Annotated in this window: 12 protein-coding genes; 2 read left to right on the top strand and 10 right to left on the bottom strand. The window is 73.2% G+C overall.

Going from position 1 to position 15,229, the window contains the following annotated elements:
- Positions 1-29 precede the first annotated feature (29 nt).
- A complete protein-coding gene (locus IPK81_05620) occupies positions 30-332 on the bottom strand; it encodes a DUF1127 domain-containing protein (protein ID QQS14967.1) in 303 nt (100 codons plus the stop codon).
- Between the two features lie 534 nt (positions 333-866).
- On the opposite strand from IPK81_05620, the gene IPK81_05625 reads away from it, so the two are divergent.
- Positions 867-2,828 carry an aminopeptidase P family protein gene (locus tag IPK81_05625; GenBank protein ID QQS14968.1) on the top strand — a complete coding sequence of 654 codons (1,962 nt, stop codon included), beginning with the start codon at positions 867-869 and terminating at the stop codon, positions 2,826-2,828.
- Between the two features lie 19 nt (positions 2,829-2,847).
- The gene (locus IPK81_05630) at positions 2,848-3,423 is read left to right on the top strand and encodes a GNAT family N-acetyltransferase (GenBank protein QQS13704.1); all 576 of its coding nucleotides are present in this window, start codon (positions 2,848-2,850) and stop codon (positions 3,421-3,423) included.
- Positions 3,424-3,435: 12 nt separating this feature from the next.
- Here the strand turns inward: IPK81_05630 and IPK81_05635 are convergent, their stop codons facing one another.
- From IPK81_05635 to IPK81_05675, 9 genes are all read right to left on the bottom strand, one after another.
- A complete protein-coding gene (locus tag IPK81_05635; protein QQS13705.1) occupies positions 3,436-3,687 on the bottom strand; it encodes a helix-turn-helix domain-containing protein in 252 nt (83 codons plus the stop codon).
- A 190-nt stretch (positions 3,688-3,877) separates the two neighbouring features.
- Positions 3,878-4,357 (bottom strand): hypothetical protein, encoded by a 480-nt coding sequence (locus IPK81_05640; protein QQS13706.1) that lies wholly within the window; start codon positions 4,355-4,357, stop codon positions 3,878-3,880.
- 83 nt (positions 4,358-4,440) lie between these two features.
- On the bottom strand, positions 4,441-6,606 hold the full coding sequence (ligA, locus tag IPK81_05645) for an NAD-dependent DNA ligase LigA (protein ID QQS13707.1): 2,166 nt from the start codon (positions 6,604-6,606) through the stop codon (positions 4,441-4,443).
- 13 nt (positions 6,607-6,619) lie between these two features.
- Complete coding sequence (gene recN / locus IPK81_05650) at positions 6,620-8,311, bottom strand: DNA repair protein RecN (GenBank protein ID QQS13708.1); 1,692 nt, start codon at positions 8,309-8,311, stop codon at positions 6,620-6,622.
- A 16-nt stretch (positions 8,312-8,327) separates the two neighbouring features.
- On the bottom strand, positions 8,328-9,179 hold the full coding sequence (locus IPK81_05655; protein ID QQS13709.1) for an outer membrane protein assembly factor BamD: 852 nt from the start codon (positions 9,177-9,179) through the stop codon (positions 8,328-8,330).
- Positions 9,180-9,363: 184 nt separating this feature from the next.
- Entirely contained in the window at positions 9,364-11,040 is a 1,677-nt protein-coding gene (gene ftsZ, locus IPK81_05660) for a cell division protein FtsZ (GenBank protein QQS13710.1), read from the bottom strand.
- 140 nt (positions 11,041-11,180) lie between these two features.
- A complete protein-coding gene (gene ftsA / locus IPK81_05665) occupies positions 11,181-12,440 on the bottom strand; it encodes a cell division protein FtsA (GenBank protein ID QQS14969.1) in 1,260 nt (419 codons plus the stop codon).
- Positions 12,437-13,528 carry an FtsQ-type POTRA domain-containing protein gene (locus IPK81_05670; protein QQS13711.1) on the bottom strand — a complete coding sequence of 364 codons (1,092 nt, stop codon included), beginning with the start codon at positions 13,526-13,528 and terminating at the stop codon, positions 12,437-12,439. Before IPK81_05670 ends, ftsA begins: the two co-directional genes overlap by 4 nt.
- The gene (locus tag IPK81_05675; GenBank protein ID QQS14970.1) at positions 13,516-14,952 is read right to left on the bottom strand and encodes a D-alanine--D-alanine ligase; all 1,437 of its coding nucleotides are present in this window, start codon (positions 14,950-14,952) and stop codon (positions 13,516-13,518) included. The genes IPK81_05670 and IPK81_05675 overlap by 13 nt, the downstream gene beginning before the upstream one ends.
- Positions 14,953-15,229 lie beyond the last annotated feature (277 nt).

Below are 15,229 nucleotides of genomic sequence, written 5' to 3' on the forward strand. Positions count from 1 at the left end.
CTTCCGGAATGCGGTGGTCCGCGGAACGCCTAGGCGGCGCGGCTGGCGTGATCGTCGTTCAACGACGGGGCGGTCGAGCCGCCGCGGATGCGCGGGGCCACGCCGGACGCGCCGGCGACGGCCGAGGCGATCTCGCCGCGCGAGATGCCGATATCGGCGAGCATGCGCGAGTCCAGCGACTGGAGTTCGGCCATCGCGGCCCGGCGCCGGGCGGCGGCGCGGAGCGCGAGAACGATGCCGCCGATGGCGTTGCCGATCCAGCCGCCGACGATCGCCGCGCGATGCACGCGCGCCTGGCGCTCAAGGGCGCGCAGCTCATCGTTCGACGGCATGATGAAGGACGGTCCGTTTTTCGGCGCAACCGCCGCGGCGCGCAGCACGCCGGCGTCACTGGCCAGGGTCGCGAACACGGGATGGTGCGGTGCGGTCAACATGACGATCCTGCTCTTTCTGTTCTCTGCCGACGGGCGCCAGCGGCGTCCCGATGGGCCTTGAGGCCCTCGCGGAAATGATTTCCACGACACCTTCGTAAGATAGTCCTTTGATTTGCATTGTTAATCGCAAACATCGGAAATCAGTCATGCGTTTTTGGAGGAGATATGAAATTTGTCACGATTGTGCCGACGCAAGGTTCTGTCGGCCGATCAGGCGAGGACGATTGAACATTGCGGCCAGCCGGATGAACCCCTAGGTTTGTTGCCGCTTGGACCCGATTTGGCGTCAAGCGAGACAATCTTGAGTATCGATTAGCAACTCGCTGCCATGGAGATTTGCGCATGTCCGCGCCCGACGATGGCCTGATCGCGCTCGCCCGGCGGCTGTCGGACACCGGGCGGCCGACCTCGGCCCCGGCGCTCGCCGAGCTGATGGCCGGGATCGCCGCCGCGCCCGGCGGTCTGGCCGGTCCGGAATGGATCGAGCTGGTGGCGCCGGCCGCCGACGCCACGCTGCGCCGAGACCTCGAGGCCGAGCGCGCCCGGCTGGCGGCGCGCCCCGACGGCATCGACGACAGCGTGCCGCCGCGCGCCCGGCTCGACGCGCTGCGCGCCGAACTGCGCCGCCGCGGCCTGGACGGCTTCATCGTGCCGCGCGCCGACGAGCACCAGGGCGAGTACGTGCCGCGCGCCGCCCAGCGTCTGGCGTGGCTGACAGGTTTCAGCGGCTCGGCCGGCTGGGCCATCGCGCTGACCGGGCGGACGGCCGACGGCGCGCCCGATCCGGCGCGCGACAAAGGCGCGGTGTTCGTCGACGGCCGCTACACGCTGCAGGTCCGCGACCAGGTCGACGTCGCGGCGTTCGAGCCGCAGAGCTATCCCGAGACCACGCCCGACGCCTGGCTGGCGGCCAACCTGCCGGCCGGCGCGCGGTTCGCGTTCGATCCGTGGCTGCATTCGCTGGCCGAGTCGGAGCGGCTGGCGGCGGCCTGCGCCAAGGCCGGCGCGACGCTGGTGGCCGTCGACACCAACCCGCTCGACGCGGTGTGGACCGACCGGCCGCCGCGGCCGCTGGCGCCGGTCCTGCCGCATCCCGTCGAGCTGGCGGGCGAGGCATCCGACGTTAAGCGCGCGCGCATCGCGTCGCTGGTCGCTGCCAAGGGCGCCGACGCCGCCCTGCTGACCCAGCCCGATTCGATCGCCTGGCTGCTCAATTTGCGCGGCGGCGACGTGCCGCGCACGCCCTTCGCGCTGTCCTTCGCGCTGCTGGCGCGCGACGGCGCCGTCGACCTGTTCATCGATCCCCGCAAGCTGACCGACGCCGCCCGCGCCCATCTCGGCAACGGCGTGGCGCTGCGCGCGCCCGACGCGCTGGGCGGCGCGCTGGAGGCGCTGGGCAAGGCCGGCCGCGCGGTGTGGCTGGATCCCCAGACGGCGCCGCGCTGGGCGCTGGACCGGCTCGGCGACGGCGCCAAGGTTGTGCGCGAGACCGATCCGGTGGCGCTGCCGAAGGCCTGCAAGAACGAGGTCGAGCTCGCGGGCGTGCGCGCCGCGCACCGGCGCGACGGCGCCGCTGTGACGCGCTATCTCGCGTGGCTGGCGGCCAACGCCGCGACCGGCGGCGTCGACGAGATCGCGGCGTCCGACCGCTTGCAGGCGCTGCGCGAGGAGACCGGCGCCATCCGCGACCTGAGCTTCGACACGATCAGCGGCGCCGGCCCCAACGGCGCCATCGTCCACTACCGCGCCACGCCGCGCACGGCGCGCCGCCTCCAGGCGGGCGAGCTCTATCTCGTCGATTCCGGCGGCCAGTACCGCGACGGCACCACCGACATCACGCGCACCGTGGCGATCGGAACGCCGAGCGCGGAGATGCGCGACCGCTTCACGCGCGTGCTCAAGGGGCACATCGCGCTGGCGACGGCGCGGTTCCCGGCCGGCACCACCGGCAGCCAGCTCGACGCCCTGGCGCGCTACAGCCTGTGGCAGGCCGGGCTCGACTACGACCACGGCACCGGCCACGGCGTCGGCGCCTATCTCAGCGTCCACGAGGGCCCGCACCGCATCTCGAAGCTGCACAACGCCGTGGCGCTGCGGCCCGGCATGATCGTCAGCGACGAGCCGGGCTACTACAAGACCGGCGCCTACGGCATCCGCATCGAGAACCTGATCGCGGTGCGCGCCGCCGAGATCGCCGGCGCCGACCGCGCCTATCTCGAGTTCGAGACGCTCACCCTGGCGCCGATCGACCGGAACTGCGTCGAGCCGGCGCTGCTCGACCAGCGCGAACGCGACTGGCTGGACGCCTACCACGCCCGGGTACGCGACACGGTCGGCCCGCTGGTCGACGCGGAGACCCGCGCCTGGCTGGACGGCGCGACGCGGCCGCTCTGAGGCGCGGCCGGATTCCGCCATGGCCCGCGCGTCCCGCGATTCGACGCAGTCGGCCGTCCCGCGCAAGCTCGCCGACCACCGGATCGCGCGGCCGGAGATGCCCGGCGTGGCGCTGCGCGCGCTGTCGCTCGGCGACCTGCGCCAGGTGATGCGCTGGCTCGAGCGGCCGCACGTCGCGGAGCGCTGGGGACCGCCGCACACCGCGCTGGCGTCGATCGCGGCGGGCATGGACGCGCCCGGCGTCTCGCCGTTCATCGTCATCGGCGCCGGCCGGCCGGTCGGATTCCTCCAGATCCACGCCGCGTGCGACGATCCGTTCTGGCGCGGCCACGACCTGCCGCGCGAGACCTTCGGCCTCGATCTGTTCATCGGCGAGACCGACGCGCTGCGGCGCGGCCACGGCGGCGCCTGTCTGGCGCTGGCGGCGACGCACCTGCTCGACATCCCCGGCATCGTCCGCGTCCAGGGCGATCCCGCGCCGGACAACGAGCCGGCGCTGCGCGCGTTCGAGCGTGCCGGATTCAGAAGCCTCGGCCTGATCACCACCCCGGACGGCACGGCCGTCCACATGGCGGTCGAGCGACGGACCCGGTAGACCCGATCCCGATCAGATGGCCGCGCGCCGTCGCGCCTCGCGTTCAGCGCGCGTGCCGGTCCAGCGTCGAGCGCGCGTGCGCTCCTGGGCGTCGGCCGGCCTGTAGCCGGTCTTGACGCCGCCGTTGCGCCGCAGCTCCCGCGACACGCTCGACGGCGAGCGCTCCAGCGCCGCCGCGATCTGGCGGATCGACTGCCCGGCCTTCTGAAGGCGGGCGATCGCTCGCCGCTCCTCGATATCGAGTTGGCTGTAGTGCGCGCCCATCACGACACCTCGAACCGCGTTTCGTCAGGAACCCGGACGGATCCTACGTTCAGCTCCGTGGACCGGAATAGCCCTCGCGGCGTCGGAAGCGACGGGGTAGGCGCCGTCGCTCCCGACGCCCGCCGATCAGTACCGCGACGCGTCCGACGCCCCGACGTGGGCAAGGGTCCGACGCTTGGCGTCACCGTCGTCAGGACGCCGGCGCGGGCGCGCGCTCGCCGACCTCGATGTCGACCGAGACGCAGTCCCGGCAATCGATGCGCGCGCCGACCGGCACGTGGAAATGGACGAAGACGCGGTAGTCCGCCGCCGCGACCACGCGCTGGCGCGCCGCGTCGGCGTAGCGCGTCTCGCGCAGGGTCCGGACGTAGACGCAGAGCTGCTCGTTGACCGGGGCGCAGCCCTGCGACTGGAGATAGGCCATCATCCCCGGCGCGCCGCCGCGCTCGCGGAACTCGCGGTTGACGATCTCCTCGAAATAGCCGCGCGGCACGCCCTCGTGGAAGCGCGCCAGGCGCGCATCGATGAAGTTGTCGCGGCCGTCGAGCACACGCGTCTCCACCACGCCGCCGCCAGGCGGAGGCGCCGCGCACGCCACCGCGCCCAGCCCGCAGGCGAGCGCCGCCGCGAGGCGTGCCCGCCGTTCCCAGATCCGATCGATGAGGCTCATGCGCCGACCCTACCCGCATCCCGTCGCGGCGTCGAACGATCCGCGCCGGCGACGGGGGCGGCATTGAGATGGCGCAACGGCGGTCAGGCCGGCGCCCCGCCCATCGCCACCCACTCCTCCTCGGAGAGGATGCGCACGCCGAGCTCGGCGGCCTTCTTCGCCTTCGAGCCGGCGTCGGCGCCGACCACGACGAAATCCGTCTTCTTGGACACCGAGCCGGCGACCTTGGCGCCCAGCGCCTCGGCCCGCGCCTCGGCGGCGTCGCGCGTCATCGTGGTCAGGGTGCCGGTGAACACCATCGTCCTGCCGGCGAACGGCGAGTCGACCGGCGCCACGGCCGCCCGCGCCGCCTCGACCGCGACCTCGCGCATCAGGTCGCGCACGATCTCGACGTTGTGGCCCTCGCCAAAGAACGCCGCGACCTTGTCCGCGGTCGTCACGCCGATGTCGACGACGTTGCACAGACGCCCGAACGCCGGGCCGATCTCGGCGGCGGCCTTCTCCTTCTTGACCGGCGCGGGATTGGCGCGCCGCTCGTCCCTCGCCGCCAGCATCGCGGCCAGCCACGATTCGGCGTCGGCGTACTCGCGCGCCAGCGCCTTGGCGGTGGCCTCGCCGATGCTGGGGATACCCAGCGCGTTGATGAAGCGTTCCAGCGCGACCGTGCGGCGCGCCTCGACCGCCGCCAGCAGCCTGGCGACGGACTGGTCGCCCCAGCCCTCGCGGGCCGCGATCTCGCGCTCGCGGTCCTTGAGCCGGAACATATCGGCCGGTGTCCTCAGCAGACCATCGCGCCAGAAATTCTCGATATGGACGCCGCCCAGCCCGTCGATGTCGAAGGCCTGGCGCGACACGAAATGGCGCAGCCGCTCGACCTGCTGGTACGGGCATTCCAGCCCGCCGGAGCAGCGCCGCACGACGCCGTCCTCCTCGCTCTTCACCGGCGTCGCCAGCGGGCATGGACAGCGCTCCGGGAACGCGAACGGCGCCGCGCCGGCAGGACGGGCGTCGAGCACGACCTCCAGCACCTGGGGGATGACGTCGCCGGCGCGCTGGATCACGACGGTGTCGCCGGGACGCGCGTCGAGCCGCGCGATCTCGTCGGCGTTGTGCAGCGTCGCGCGCGACACCAGCACGCCGCCGACGTTGACCGGCTCGAGCTCGGCCACGGGCGTCAGCGCGCCGGTGCGGCCGACCTGGATCGAGATCCCCTTGAGCGTCGTGCGCGCCTTCTCGGCGGGGAATTTATGCGCGATGGCCCAACGCGGCGAGCGGCTGACGAAGCCCAGCGTCTCCTGCCAGTCGACGCGGTCGACCTTGTAGACGACGCCGTCGATGTCGTAGGGCAGCGCCGCGCGCCGCGCGCCGATGTCGCGGTAGAAGGCCAGCGTCTCCTCGAGCGAGCGGCAGGTCCTGGCCTCCGGATTGACCTTGAAGCCCCAGCGTTTCAGCGCGTGCAGGAACGCGCTCTGGGTGTCCCACGCGCGCGGCTCGGCCTCGCCCCACGCGTAGGCGAAGAACGACAGCGGCCGACCGGCGGTGATCGACGCGTCGAGCTGGCGCAGCGATCCGGCCGCGCCGTTGCGCGGATTGGCCAGCGGCTTCTCGCCCGCGGCCATCTGGCGCTCGTTGAGCGCGATGAAGTCGGCGCGCGCCATGTAGACCTCGCCGCGGACCTCGAGCACGGCGGGCGCGGCGCCGCGCAGCGTCGCGGGGACGTCGGCGATGGTGCGGACGTTGGCGGTGACGTCCTCGCCCTCGGCGCCGTCGCCGCGCGTCGCGGCCGTCGTCAGGGCGCCGGCCTCGTAGCGCAGCGACAGCGAGACGCCGTCGATCTTGGGCTCGCAGGTCAGCGCGATCTCGGCCTCCGGCGCCAGCGACACCTCGCGCTCGAGGAATCGGCGCACGCGGTCGAGGAACTCGCCGACCTCGGCGTCGTCGAACGCGTTGTCGAGCGACAGCATGGGGCGCGCGTGGCGCACCTTGGCGAAACCCTGCGACGCGGCGGCGCCGACCTTCATCGACGGGCTGTCGAGCCGCACCAGCTCGGGATAGCGCGCCTCGATGTCGCGCAGCCGGACCCGCAGCGCGTCGTACTCGGCGTCGGAGATCTCCGGCCGGTCGTCGCCATGGTAGAGCTTGTCGTGGCGCGCCACCTCCTGCGCGAGGCGCGCCAGCTCGGCGTCGGCCTGACGCCTCGTCAGGCGCTCCACCGGCACCGTGGCCACGACCTTCGCCTGCCGCGACATCGCCTCCCCCGCCTCAGCCGCGCGCGGCCAGGAGCTGCGTCGCCGCCGCCCGCGCCGCGTCGGTGACCTTGGCGCCCGACAGCATGCGCGCCACCTCCTCCAGACGCGCCGCGTCGTCGAGCGGCACGACCTCGGTGGCGGCGCGGTCCTTGCGCGCGGTCTTGCGGATCAGCCAGTGATGGTCGGCCAGCGCCGCGACCTGCGGCGAGTGCGTCACCACCAGCACCTGCAGGTCACGCGCCAGGCGCCGCAACCGCTCGCCGACCGCCGCCGCCGTCGCGCCACCGATGCCGCTGTCGACCTCGTCGAACACCAGCGTGCGCGCGTCGCCGACCTTGGCCAGCGCCACCTTGAGCGCCAGCATGAAGCGCGACAGCTCGCCGCCCGAGGCGATCCGGCCGATCGACGCCGGCGGCGCGCCGGGATTGGTCGACACGAGGAAGTCGACGCGGTCGATCCCGTGCGCGCCCCAGTCCTTCTCGAGCTGGCGCTCGATCCGGGTCGTGAACTTGGCGCGCTCCAGCTTCAGCGGCGCCAGCTCGCCACCCACCGCCTTGTCGAGCTTCACCGCGCCCTTGCCGCGGCCGGCCGACAGCGTCTCGGCGGCGACGGTGAACGCCTCGCGCGCCTTGCGCGCGGCGGCGGCGAGCTCGCGCTGCCGCGCGTCGCCGTCGTCCAGCGCCGCGAGCTGCTCCGACAGACGCGCGCGCAGGCCGGCGAGGCCGGCGACCGGCACGCCGTGCTTGCGGGCCGCCGCGCGCAGCGCGAACAGCCGCTCCTCGACGCCGTCGAGACGCGCCGGATCGCCGTCCAGCGCGTCGCGCGCCTGCTCGAGCTGGGCCGCCGCCTCGGCGGTCTCGGATTGCGCGCGGTCCAGCGCCGCCAGCGCCGCGTCGAGCCGGCCGCCGGCCTGCGTGGCGTTGCGCTCGATGGCGCGGTGCGCGGCGCGCAGCGCCGCCGACGCGCCCTTGTCGCGCTCGAGCTCGTCCAGCGCCGCGGCCACCGCTTCGCCGACCGCCGCGCCATGGCGCAGGAGCTGGCGCTCGGCCGCGAGCCGCTCCTCGTCGTCGGCCCTGGGGTCCAACTTCACCAGCTCGGCCACGGCGTGGCGCAGGTACTCCTCCTCGCGCTGCGCCTGCTCGAACGCCAGCGCCGCCTCAGCCCGCGCCGCCTCGGCCGCGCGCCACACGTCCCACGCCGCGGCCACCGCCGCCGCTTCCTTGCGCAGGCCCGCGAAGGCGTCCAGCGTGGCGCGGTGGTTCACCGGCACCAGCAGCCCGTGCTGCTCGAACTGTCCTTGGATCTCGACCAGCGTCTCGCCCAGCCGCTTGAGCAGCGCCACCGAGGCCGGCTGATCGTTGACGAACGCCCGGCCGCGGCCATCGGCGCCGACCACCCGGCGCAGCACGAGAGCGGCGCCCTCCGGCGCGACGCCCTGCTCGGCGAGGATGGCGTGGGCGGGATGGTCCGGCGCCAGCGCGAACTCGGCCGCGACGGTGGCCTGCGCGGCGCCGGCGCGGACGACGCCCGGCGCGACACGGCCGCCCAGCGCGAGGCTGAACGCATCCAGCAGGATCGACTTGCCGGCCCCGGTCTCGCCGGTCAGCGCCGCCAGACCCCGGGCGCCGCCGCGGACCGGCTGCGGAAAGCCGATATCGAGCTTCTCGATGAGGACGAAATCGCGGATCGAGAGGCCGAGCAGCATCGACGCGCCCGCGTCCTCAGAACACCGACTTCCACATGCGGTTCAGCCACGACCCCTCGGAACGTTCCGGACGCAGATCGACGCCCTCGAGCAGCAGGTAGGCGTCGGCGTACCAGTCGCTGCCCGGGAAGTTGTGGCCGAGCACCGCCGCGGCCATCTGCGCCTCCTGGCGCACGCCCAGCGCCAGATAGCACTCGACCAGGCGCAGCAGCGCCTCCGGCGTGTGCGTCGTGGTCTGGTACTTCTCCAGGACCCGGCGGTAGCGGTTGATCGCGGCGACATACTGGCGCTGGCGCTGGTAGAAGCGGCCCACGTCCATCTCCTTGCCGCCGAGATGGTCGATGGCGAGGTCGACCTTCAGCCGCGCGTCGCGCGCGTAGGGCGTGTCGGGATAGCGCTTCACGACGTCGGCCAGCGCGTTGAGCGCCAGCTCGGTGATGCGCTGATCGCGGCCTACGTCGGCGATCTGCTCGTAGTAGCAAAGCGATTTCAGGTAGTAGGCGTAGGTCACGTCGCGGTGGCCGGGGTGGAGCTGGATGAAGCGGTCCAGCGCCAGGATCGCGTCGTCGTACTTGTTGCCCTGGTAGTACGAGAACGCCGCGAGGATCTGCGCCTTGGTCGCCCACACCGAATAGGGGTGCTGGCGGTCGACCTCCTCAAAGGCCTTGGCGGCGGCCTTGTAGTCGCCCTCGCCGAGGGCGTCGAGCGCGGTGTTGTAGAGGCGGTCGACGGGCTGCTCGACATACGTGGTGTTCTCGTCCTCCTTGCCGAAGATCCCGCACGCCGACAGCGCGAGCGCCGCCGCGACCGCGAGGGCGCAGGCGCCCAGGGTCCGGGGCAGGAACGACAGGGTCGAACGCGACGTCATGGGCGGGCTCCGCCGAAGGATCGGGGCGACGATGTAGCTGGTTATATCACGCGGGGAAAGCGCGCCGGAACCGCCGCGGCCGGCGGGTCCGGACGAAAAACGGGGGCCGCGAGGCCCCCGGAAGTCGTCGGTGTGGATACCGGTTGATGGCAATCGACCGGCGGGACGGGCCCGCCGGGCCGTGTCAGTTGGCCTGCCGCCGCAGGAAGGCCGGGATCTGGAGATCATCCTCCTCGCGCGAGGCTTTCACACGCTCCGCCGGCTCCAGCCCGGCGATCTTCGGCTGGGCCGGCGCGCCGGCGACGGCGCGCAGCGGCGTCGGCTCGGCCGCGCGCGGCGGCTCGGGCTGCGGCGCGGGCGCCGGACGACCGCCGCCGATCAGACCGGTCATGCGCTGGAACAGGCTGTTCGGACGCTGGGCGTCGGACTTCGCGGCGGCCGGACGGGCGGCCCCCGGACGCTGCGAGACGCGCCAATCGTGCGATCCCGTCGAGGTCAAGGCGGCCGCCGGCATGACGGCGGGCGGCGCGGCCACCGGCGCGGGCGCGGGCGCGGGTTGCGCCAGCGGCAGTTCGGCGATCGCCGGCGCGGGCGCCTCGGCCACTATCGGCGCGGGCTCGGGCGCGGGCGGCGCCGCGACGACCGGCGGCGGCTCCGCGACGGCGATCACGGGCTCGGGCGCGGCCATCACCGGCGCCGGGGCGGGAACCGCCACCGGCGCGGGCGCGGGCGCGGGCATCGCCACCGGGGCGGACGCCATCGACGGCATCGTGTACGGGGTCGCCGGCGCCGTGCGCAGCGGCACCGCCGGGGCCACCTTGTTCAGGTGTGGCTGGCCGGTCTGGCCCGGCTTGTCGATGCTGAGGTAGGTCGGCGCGGGCTGGTGCATCACCGCCGCCGAGATGCCGGTGGCGACCACCGACACGCGCATGCGGCCGTCCATCGCGGCGTCGAAGGTCGAGCCGAAGATGATGTTGGCCTCGGGATCGACCTCCTCGCGGATGCGGTTGGCGGCCTCGTCGACCTCCAGCAGCGTCATGTCGAGGCCGCCGGTGATGTTGATCAGGACGCCCTTGGCGCCCTTCATCGAGGCGTCCTCGAGCAGCGGGTTGGAGATCGCGGCCTCGGCCGCCGACTTGGCGCGGTCCGAGCCCTCGGCCTCGCCGGTGCCCATCATCGCCTTGCCCATCTCGCCCATGACGGTGCGGATGTCGGCGAAGTCGAGGTTGATCAGGCCGGGCATCACCATCAGGTCGGTGACGCCGCGCACGCCGGAGTAGAGCACGTCGTCGGCCATCTTGAAGGCGTCGGCGAAGGTCGTCTTCTCGTTGGCGATCTTGAACAGGTTCTGGTTGGGAATGATGATCAGCGTGTCGACGTACTTCTCGAGCTCGCTGATGCCGTCGTCGGCCATCACCATGCGGCGGCGGCCCTCGAAATGGAACGGCTTGGTCACGACGCCGACGGTCAGGATGCCCTGGTCGCGCGCGGCCTGCGCGATCACCGGCGCGGCGCCGGTGCCGGTGCCGCCGCCCATGCCGGCGGTGACGAACACCATGTTCGAGCCCTCGAGGGCCTGCATGATCTCGGGCAGCGCCTCCTCGGCGGCCTGCTTGCCCACGGCCGGCCGGGCGCCGGCGCCGAGGCCCTGGGTGATGCTGATTCCGAGCTGGATGCGGCGGTCGGCCAGCGACTGGCCCAGCGCCTGCGCGTCGGTGTTGGCGACCACGAACTCGACGCCCTCGAGCGACGAGCTGATCATGTTGTTCACGGCGTTTCCGCCCGCGCCGCCGACACCGATCACGGTGATGCGCGGTTTCAGGTCGGACTCCTTCTGGGGGAGCGACAGGTTTATCGTCATTGGCATCTCCACACGTAGACGAGGGGGTTATCCGCGTTTGGAGCCGCCGCGATCCCGTTGTTTTGGGAAGGATCTTCGACGACGCCCGCTTTTTGTTTTGTACGGCTTGGGGGATTGCCAGCCCCGTCGCAGATTCTAGACTAAAAATTCTCCCTGATCCAACTGCCAATTCGCCCGAAACGCCCCGCCGTGTGGGAATCCGCGGCGTCGGCGGTGGATTGCGTCGTCGCCTGCGCCTGGCGGGCCGCGTACATCAACAGGCCGGCGCAGGTCGCGAAGCCGGGCCCGGCCGTCGAGTCGGCCAGGCCCGCGACCTTGAGCGGACCGCCCAGCCTCACCTTCTTGTTGAGGATGTCGGCCGCGACCTCCGAGACGCCGTCCATCTGGCTGGCGCCGCCGACCAGCACGGCGCGGCCGCCGGCCAGCCGGTCGACGCCGCTGGCCTCCAGCCGGCTGCGCACCAGCTCGAAGGTCTCCTCGATGCGCGGCCGGATGATGCCGACGAGGATGCTGCGCGGCACGTGGTTCGGCGTGGTGCGCTCGTGCTCGCCGATCAGCGGCACGTCGATGATGTCGTACTCGTCGTTGGGCCGCGCCTTGGCGCGTCCGATCAGCGTCTTCATGCGCTCGGCGTCGGCCACCGGCGTCGACAGGCCGCGGGCGATGTCGCTGGTGACGTGGCCGCCGCCGATCGGGATCGAATCGACGTGCACGAGGTGGCCCTCGTAGAACACGGCGATCGACGTGGTGCCGCCGCCCATGTCGATCAGCGTCGAGCCGAGGTTGCGCTCGTCGGCGACCAGCGCCGACAGGCCGCCGGCGTAGGGCGCCGCGACGCGGTCGGCGAGGTCGAGATGGGCGCGCTTGACGCACATCGAGAGGTTGCGCATGGCGCCCGAGGCGGCCGTGACGAGATGGATGTCGACGCCCAGCCGCTCGCCGTACATGCCGCGCGGCTCGACCACCGGGCTGCCGTCGACGGCGTAGCCGACCGGCAGCGTGTGGATAAGGTCGCGGTCGGCGGTCTCGGCCGGCAGATGGGCCTGCGACAGCAGCCGGCGCACGTCGCGCTCGCCGATCTCGTGGTGCCCGACCTGGGTCTCGAGCGCCTGGCTGTGCGAGGCCGGCTGGCCGCCGCCGACCCCGACGATGACCTCGCGCACGGTCTCGCCGCACATCTCCTCGGCGGCGCCGACGGCCGAGGAGATCGCCCGCGTGGCGGCCTCCATGTCGACGATGTTGCCCGACCGCACGCCGGTCGACGGGTGGTGGCCGATGCCGATCACCCGCAGCCCCGACCCGTCGACCCGGGCCACGAAGCACACGACCTTGCTGGTGCCGATGTCGAGGGCCGCGACGATTCCGTTCCTTGCCTTGACCACGGTACGCACTCCACTCAGATCCGCTGGCCGGCCGGGGGGGCGCCGGTCTTGCCGCGGAGGTTGTCGTTGGGGCCGGTGGCCGGCGGACGCGCGGCCGCCGGCGGTCTCGCGCCCGGCGCCGTGCCGGGCGCCGGTTGCGGTTCGGGACGGGCCGGCGCACGGGCGCCGACCGACTGGATGGGATCGGGCGCGCCGGACGGGCGCAGCACCAGCAGGTCGGGCAGCCGCACGTCGACCACCGAGACCTCGCGCGACAGCAGGCGGTCGGAGGCGTCCAGCGCCACCACCCGCGCCAGCGCCGCGCCGGCGTCGTCGGCCGGCAGCTTGAGCGTGATGCCGCCGTCGAGGATCAGGTTCCAGCGCCGCCCGCCGACGTACACCGCCGAGCGCAGCCGGTCGCGCACCGGCTTGGCGTCCTGCAGCAGCAGCAGCAGCTCGCCGAGATGCTCGGGCGCGCCGTCGCCGGCCAGCAGCAGCCGCACCTGCGACTCGGCCGGATCGACGGCGCGCACGCGGCGTCCGAAGCGGTCGATCAGCACGTATTCCAGCGCACGCGAGCCGTCGGCGCGGGCCACGACCGTCTGCCACAGCGCGACGGCCGAGCGCTCGCGCAGCGCGACGTGGATCGAATCGGGCCAGCGCCGCTCCACCGCGGCGTGCTCCACCCACTCGATGCGCTCCAGCCGGTCGCGCGCGCCCTGCAGATCGACCGTCAGCAGCGACTGTCCGCGGCGGACGTCGAGCGCCTTGAGGATCGCCTCCTGGCTGACGTGCTTGCGGCCGTCGACGCTGACGTCCTCCAGCGGGAACGGCGCGAAGGCGGCGACGCGCTCGCGCCAACCGTCGATCCGGGCGCGGGCCTCGTCGATGGCGCCGCTCTTCCACACGGCGTAGCCCGCGATGCCGCCGGCGCCGAGGACCGCGATCGAGAGCCCCAAGACCACGGCGCCGCGCCACGCCAGCCAACGACGGAGGCCCGACGCCTGCTTCTTCCGGCTCGCGGCCGGACGCGGCGCGCCGGGACGCGTCGAGCCGGCCCGCCGCGCGCCGCCGCGCCGGGGGCGGACGTCGATGTCCTTGCCGTGGGGCGACGTCACGACGGGCATCGCGCGCGCTCCACCATCCACGACATCAGCTCGGGAAACGACATGCCGGCCCAGCCGGCCTGCTCGGGCGCCAACGACAGCGGCGTCATGCCGGGCTGGGTGTTGGTCTCCAGGATGTGGAGCCCCTCGGTTCCGGGTCGCGAATCGTCCCACCGGAAGTCGGAGCGCGTCAAGCCTTCGCAGCCCAGCGCGCGGTGCGCCGCCAGCGCCCAGTCCATCGCCGCGTCGTAGACCGGCCGCGGCACCGGCGCCGGCACGATGTGCTCCGTGACGCCGTCGGTGTACTTGGCCTCGTAGTCGTAGAACTTGACCTTGGGTCGCAGCTCGGTGACGGCGATGGACCTGTCGCCGAGCACCGCCACGGTGAGCTCGCGGCCCGGCACGAAGCGCTCGACCAGCACGCGGTCGCCGAACCGCGCCTCCGCCGATTCGACCGCCGCCAGATTGTCGCCGGCGCCGACGATGTGGACGCCGATGCTGGAGCCCTGGTCGACCGGCTTGACGACGTAGGGCCGGGGCATCGGATCGCCCGCAAGAAGCGCGCGCCGCTCGATCACCATGCCCTCGGCGCAGCGCAGGCCGATCGAGGCGTAGACCTTGCGCGACATCTCCTTGTCCATCGCCAGCGACGAGGCGAGCACGCCGGAATGCGTGTAGGGGATCGCGAGGATCTCCAGCACGCCCTGGATGCAGCCGTCCTCGCCCCAGCGCCCGTGCAGGGCGTTGAAGACGACGTCCGGACCGCCGCCGGCCAGCGGCCGCAGCGCGTCGACGAGCGCCCGCAGATCGCGCGTCACGTCGATCTCGACCACGTCGTAGCCGGCCTCGCGCAGCGCGTCGGCGCAGGCCGCGCCGCTGGCCAGCGAGACCTCGCGCTCGGGCGACCAGCCGCCTTTCAGGAGCGCCACCCGCTTGCTCACGACGGCGCTCCCGCGGCGATCGGGGCGTCGCCGGGACGCGGCGCGCCGATCCGCCGGATCTCCCACCGCAGCGCCACGCCGCTGTCGGCCAGCACGCGGCGGCGCACCTCCTCGCCCAGCGCCTCGATGTCGGCGCGCCGTGGCCTCGCCGGTGTTGATCAGGAAGTTGCAGTGCTTCTCCGACACCTGCGCGCCGCCGATGCGCAGACCGCGGCAGCCGGCGCGGTCGATCAGCTCCCACGCCTTGTGGCCGGGCGGGTTGGTGAAGGTCGATCCGCCGGTGCGGCTGCGCGGCTGGCTCTCGCCGCGCGCGCGGTCGATCTCCTCGATGCGGGCGCCGATCGCCGCGGCGTCGCCGGGCGCCGCGCGCAGCGTCGCCTCGACGAAGATCCAGTCCTCCGGCACGGCGCAATGGCGGTAGGTGAAGCCCAGGTCGGCGGGCGCGAGCGCGTGGCGCCCGCCGCGCCGGTCCAGCGCCACGGCGGAGCGCACCACGTCGCGCATCTCGCCGCCATAGGCGCCGGCGTTCATCCGCAACGCGCCGCCGATCGTGCCGGGCACGCCGCAGGAACTCCAGCCCGCCCAGCCCGGCATCGCGCGCCGTCAGCGCGACGTTGACGTCGAGGGCGGCGGCACCGGCGGTGACCGTCGTGCCGTCCACCGCGATCTCCGCGAAGCCGCGGCCGAGCCGGATCACCACCCCCGGTACGCCGCCGTCGCGCACCAGCAGGTTCGACGCGACGCCGATCACGGTGACCGGCACGTCGTCCGGCAGGGCGGC

This window comes from Rhodospirillales bacterium (genome assembly GCA_016699855.1).
GTDB lineage: Bacteria > Pseudomonadota > Alphaproteobacteria > Reyranellales > Reyranellaceae.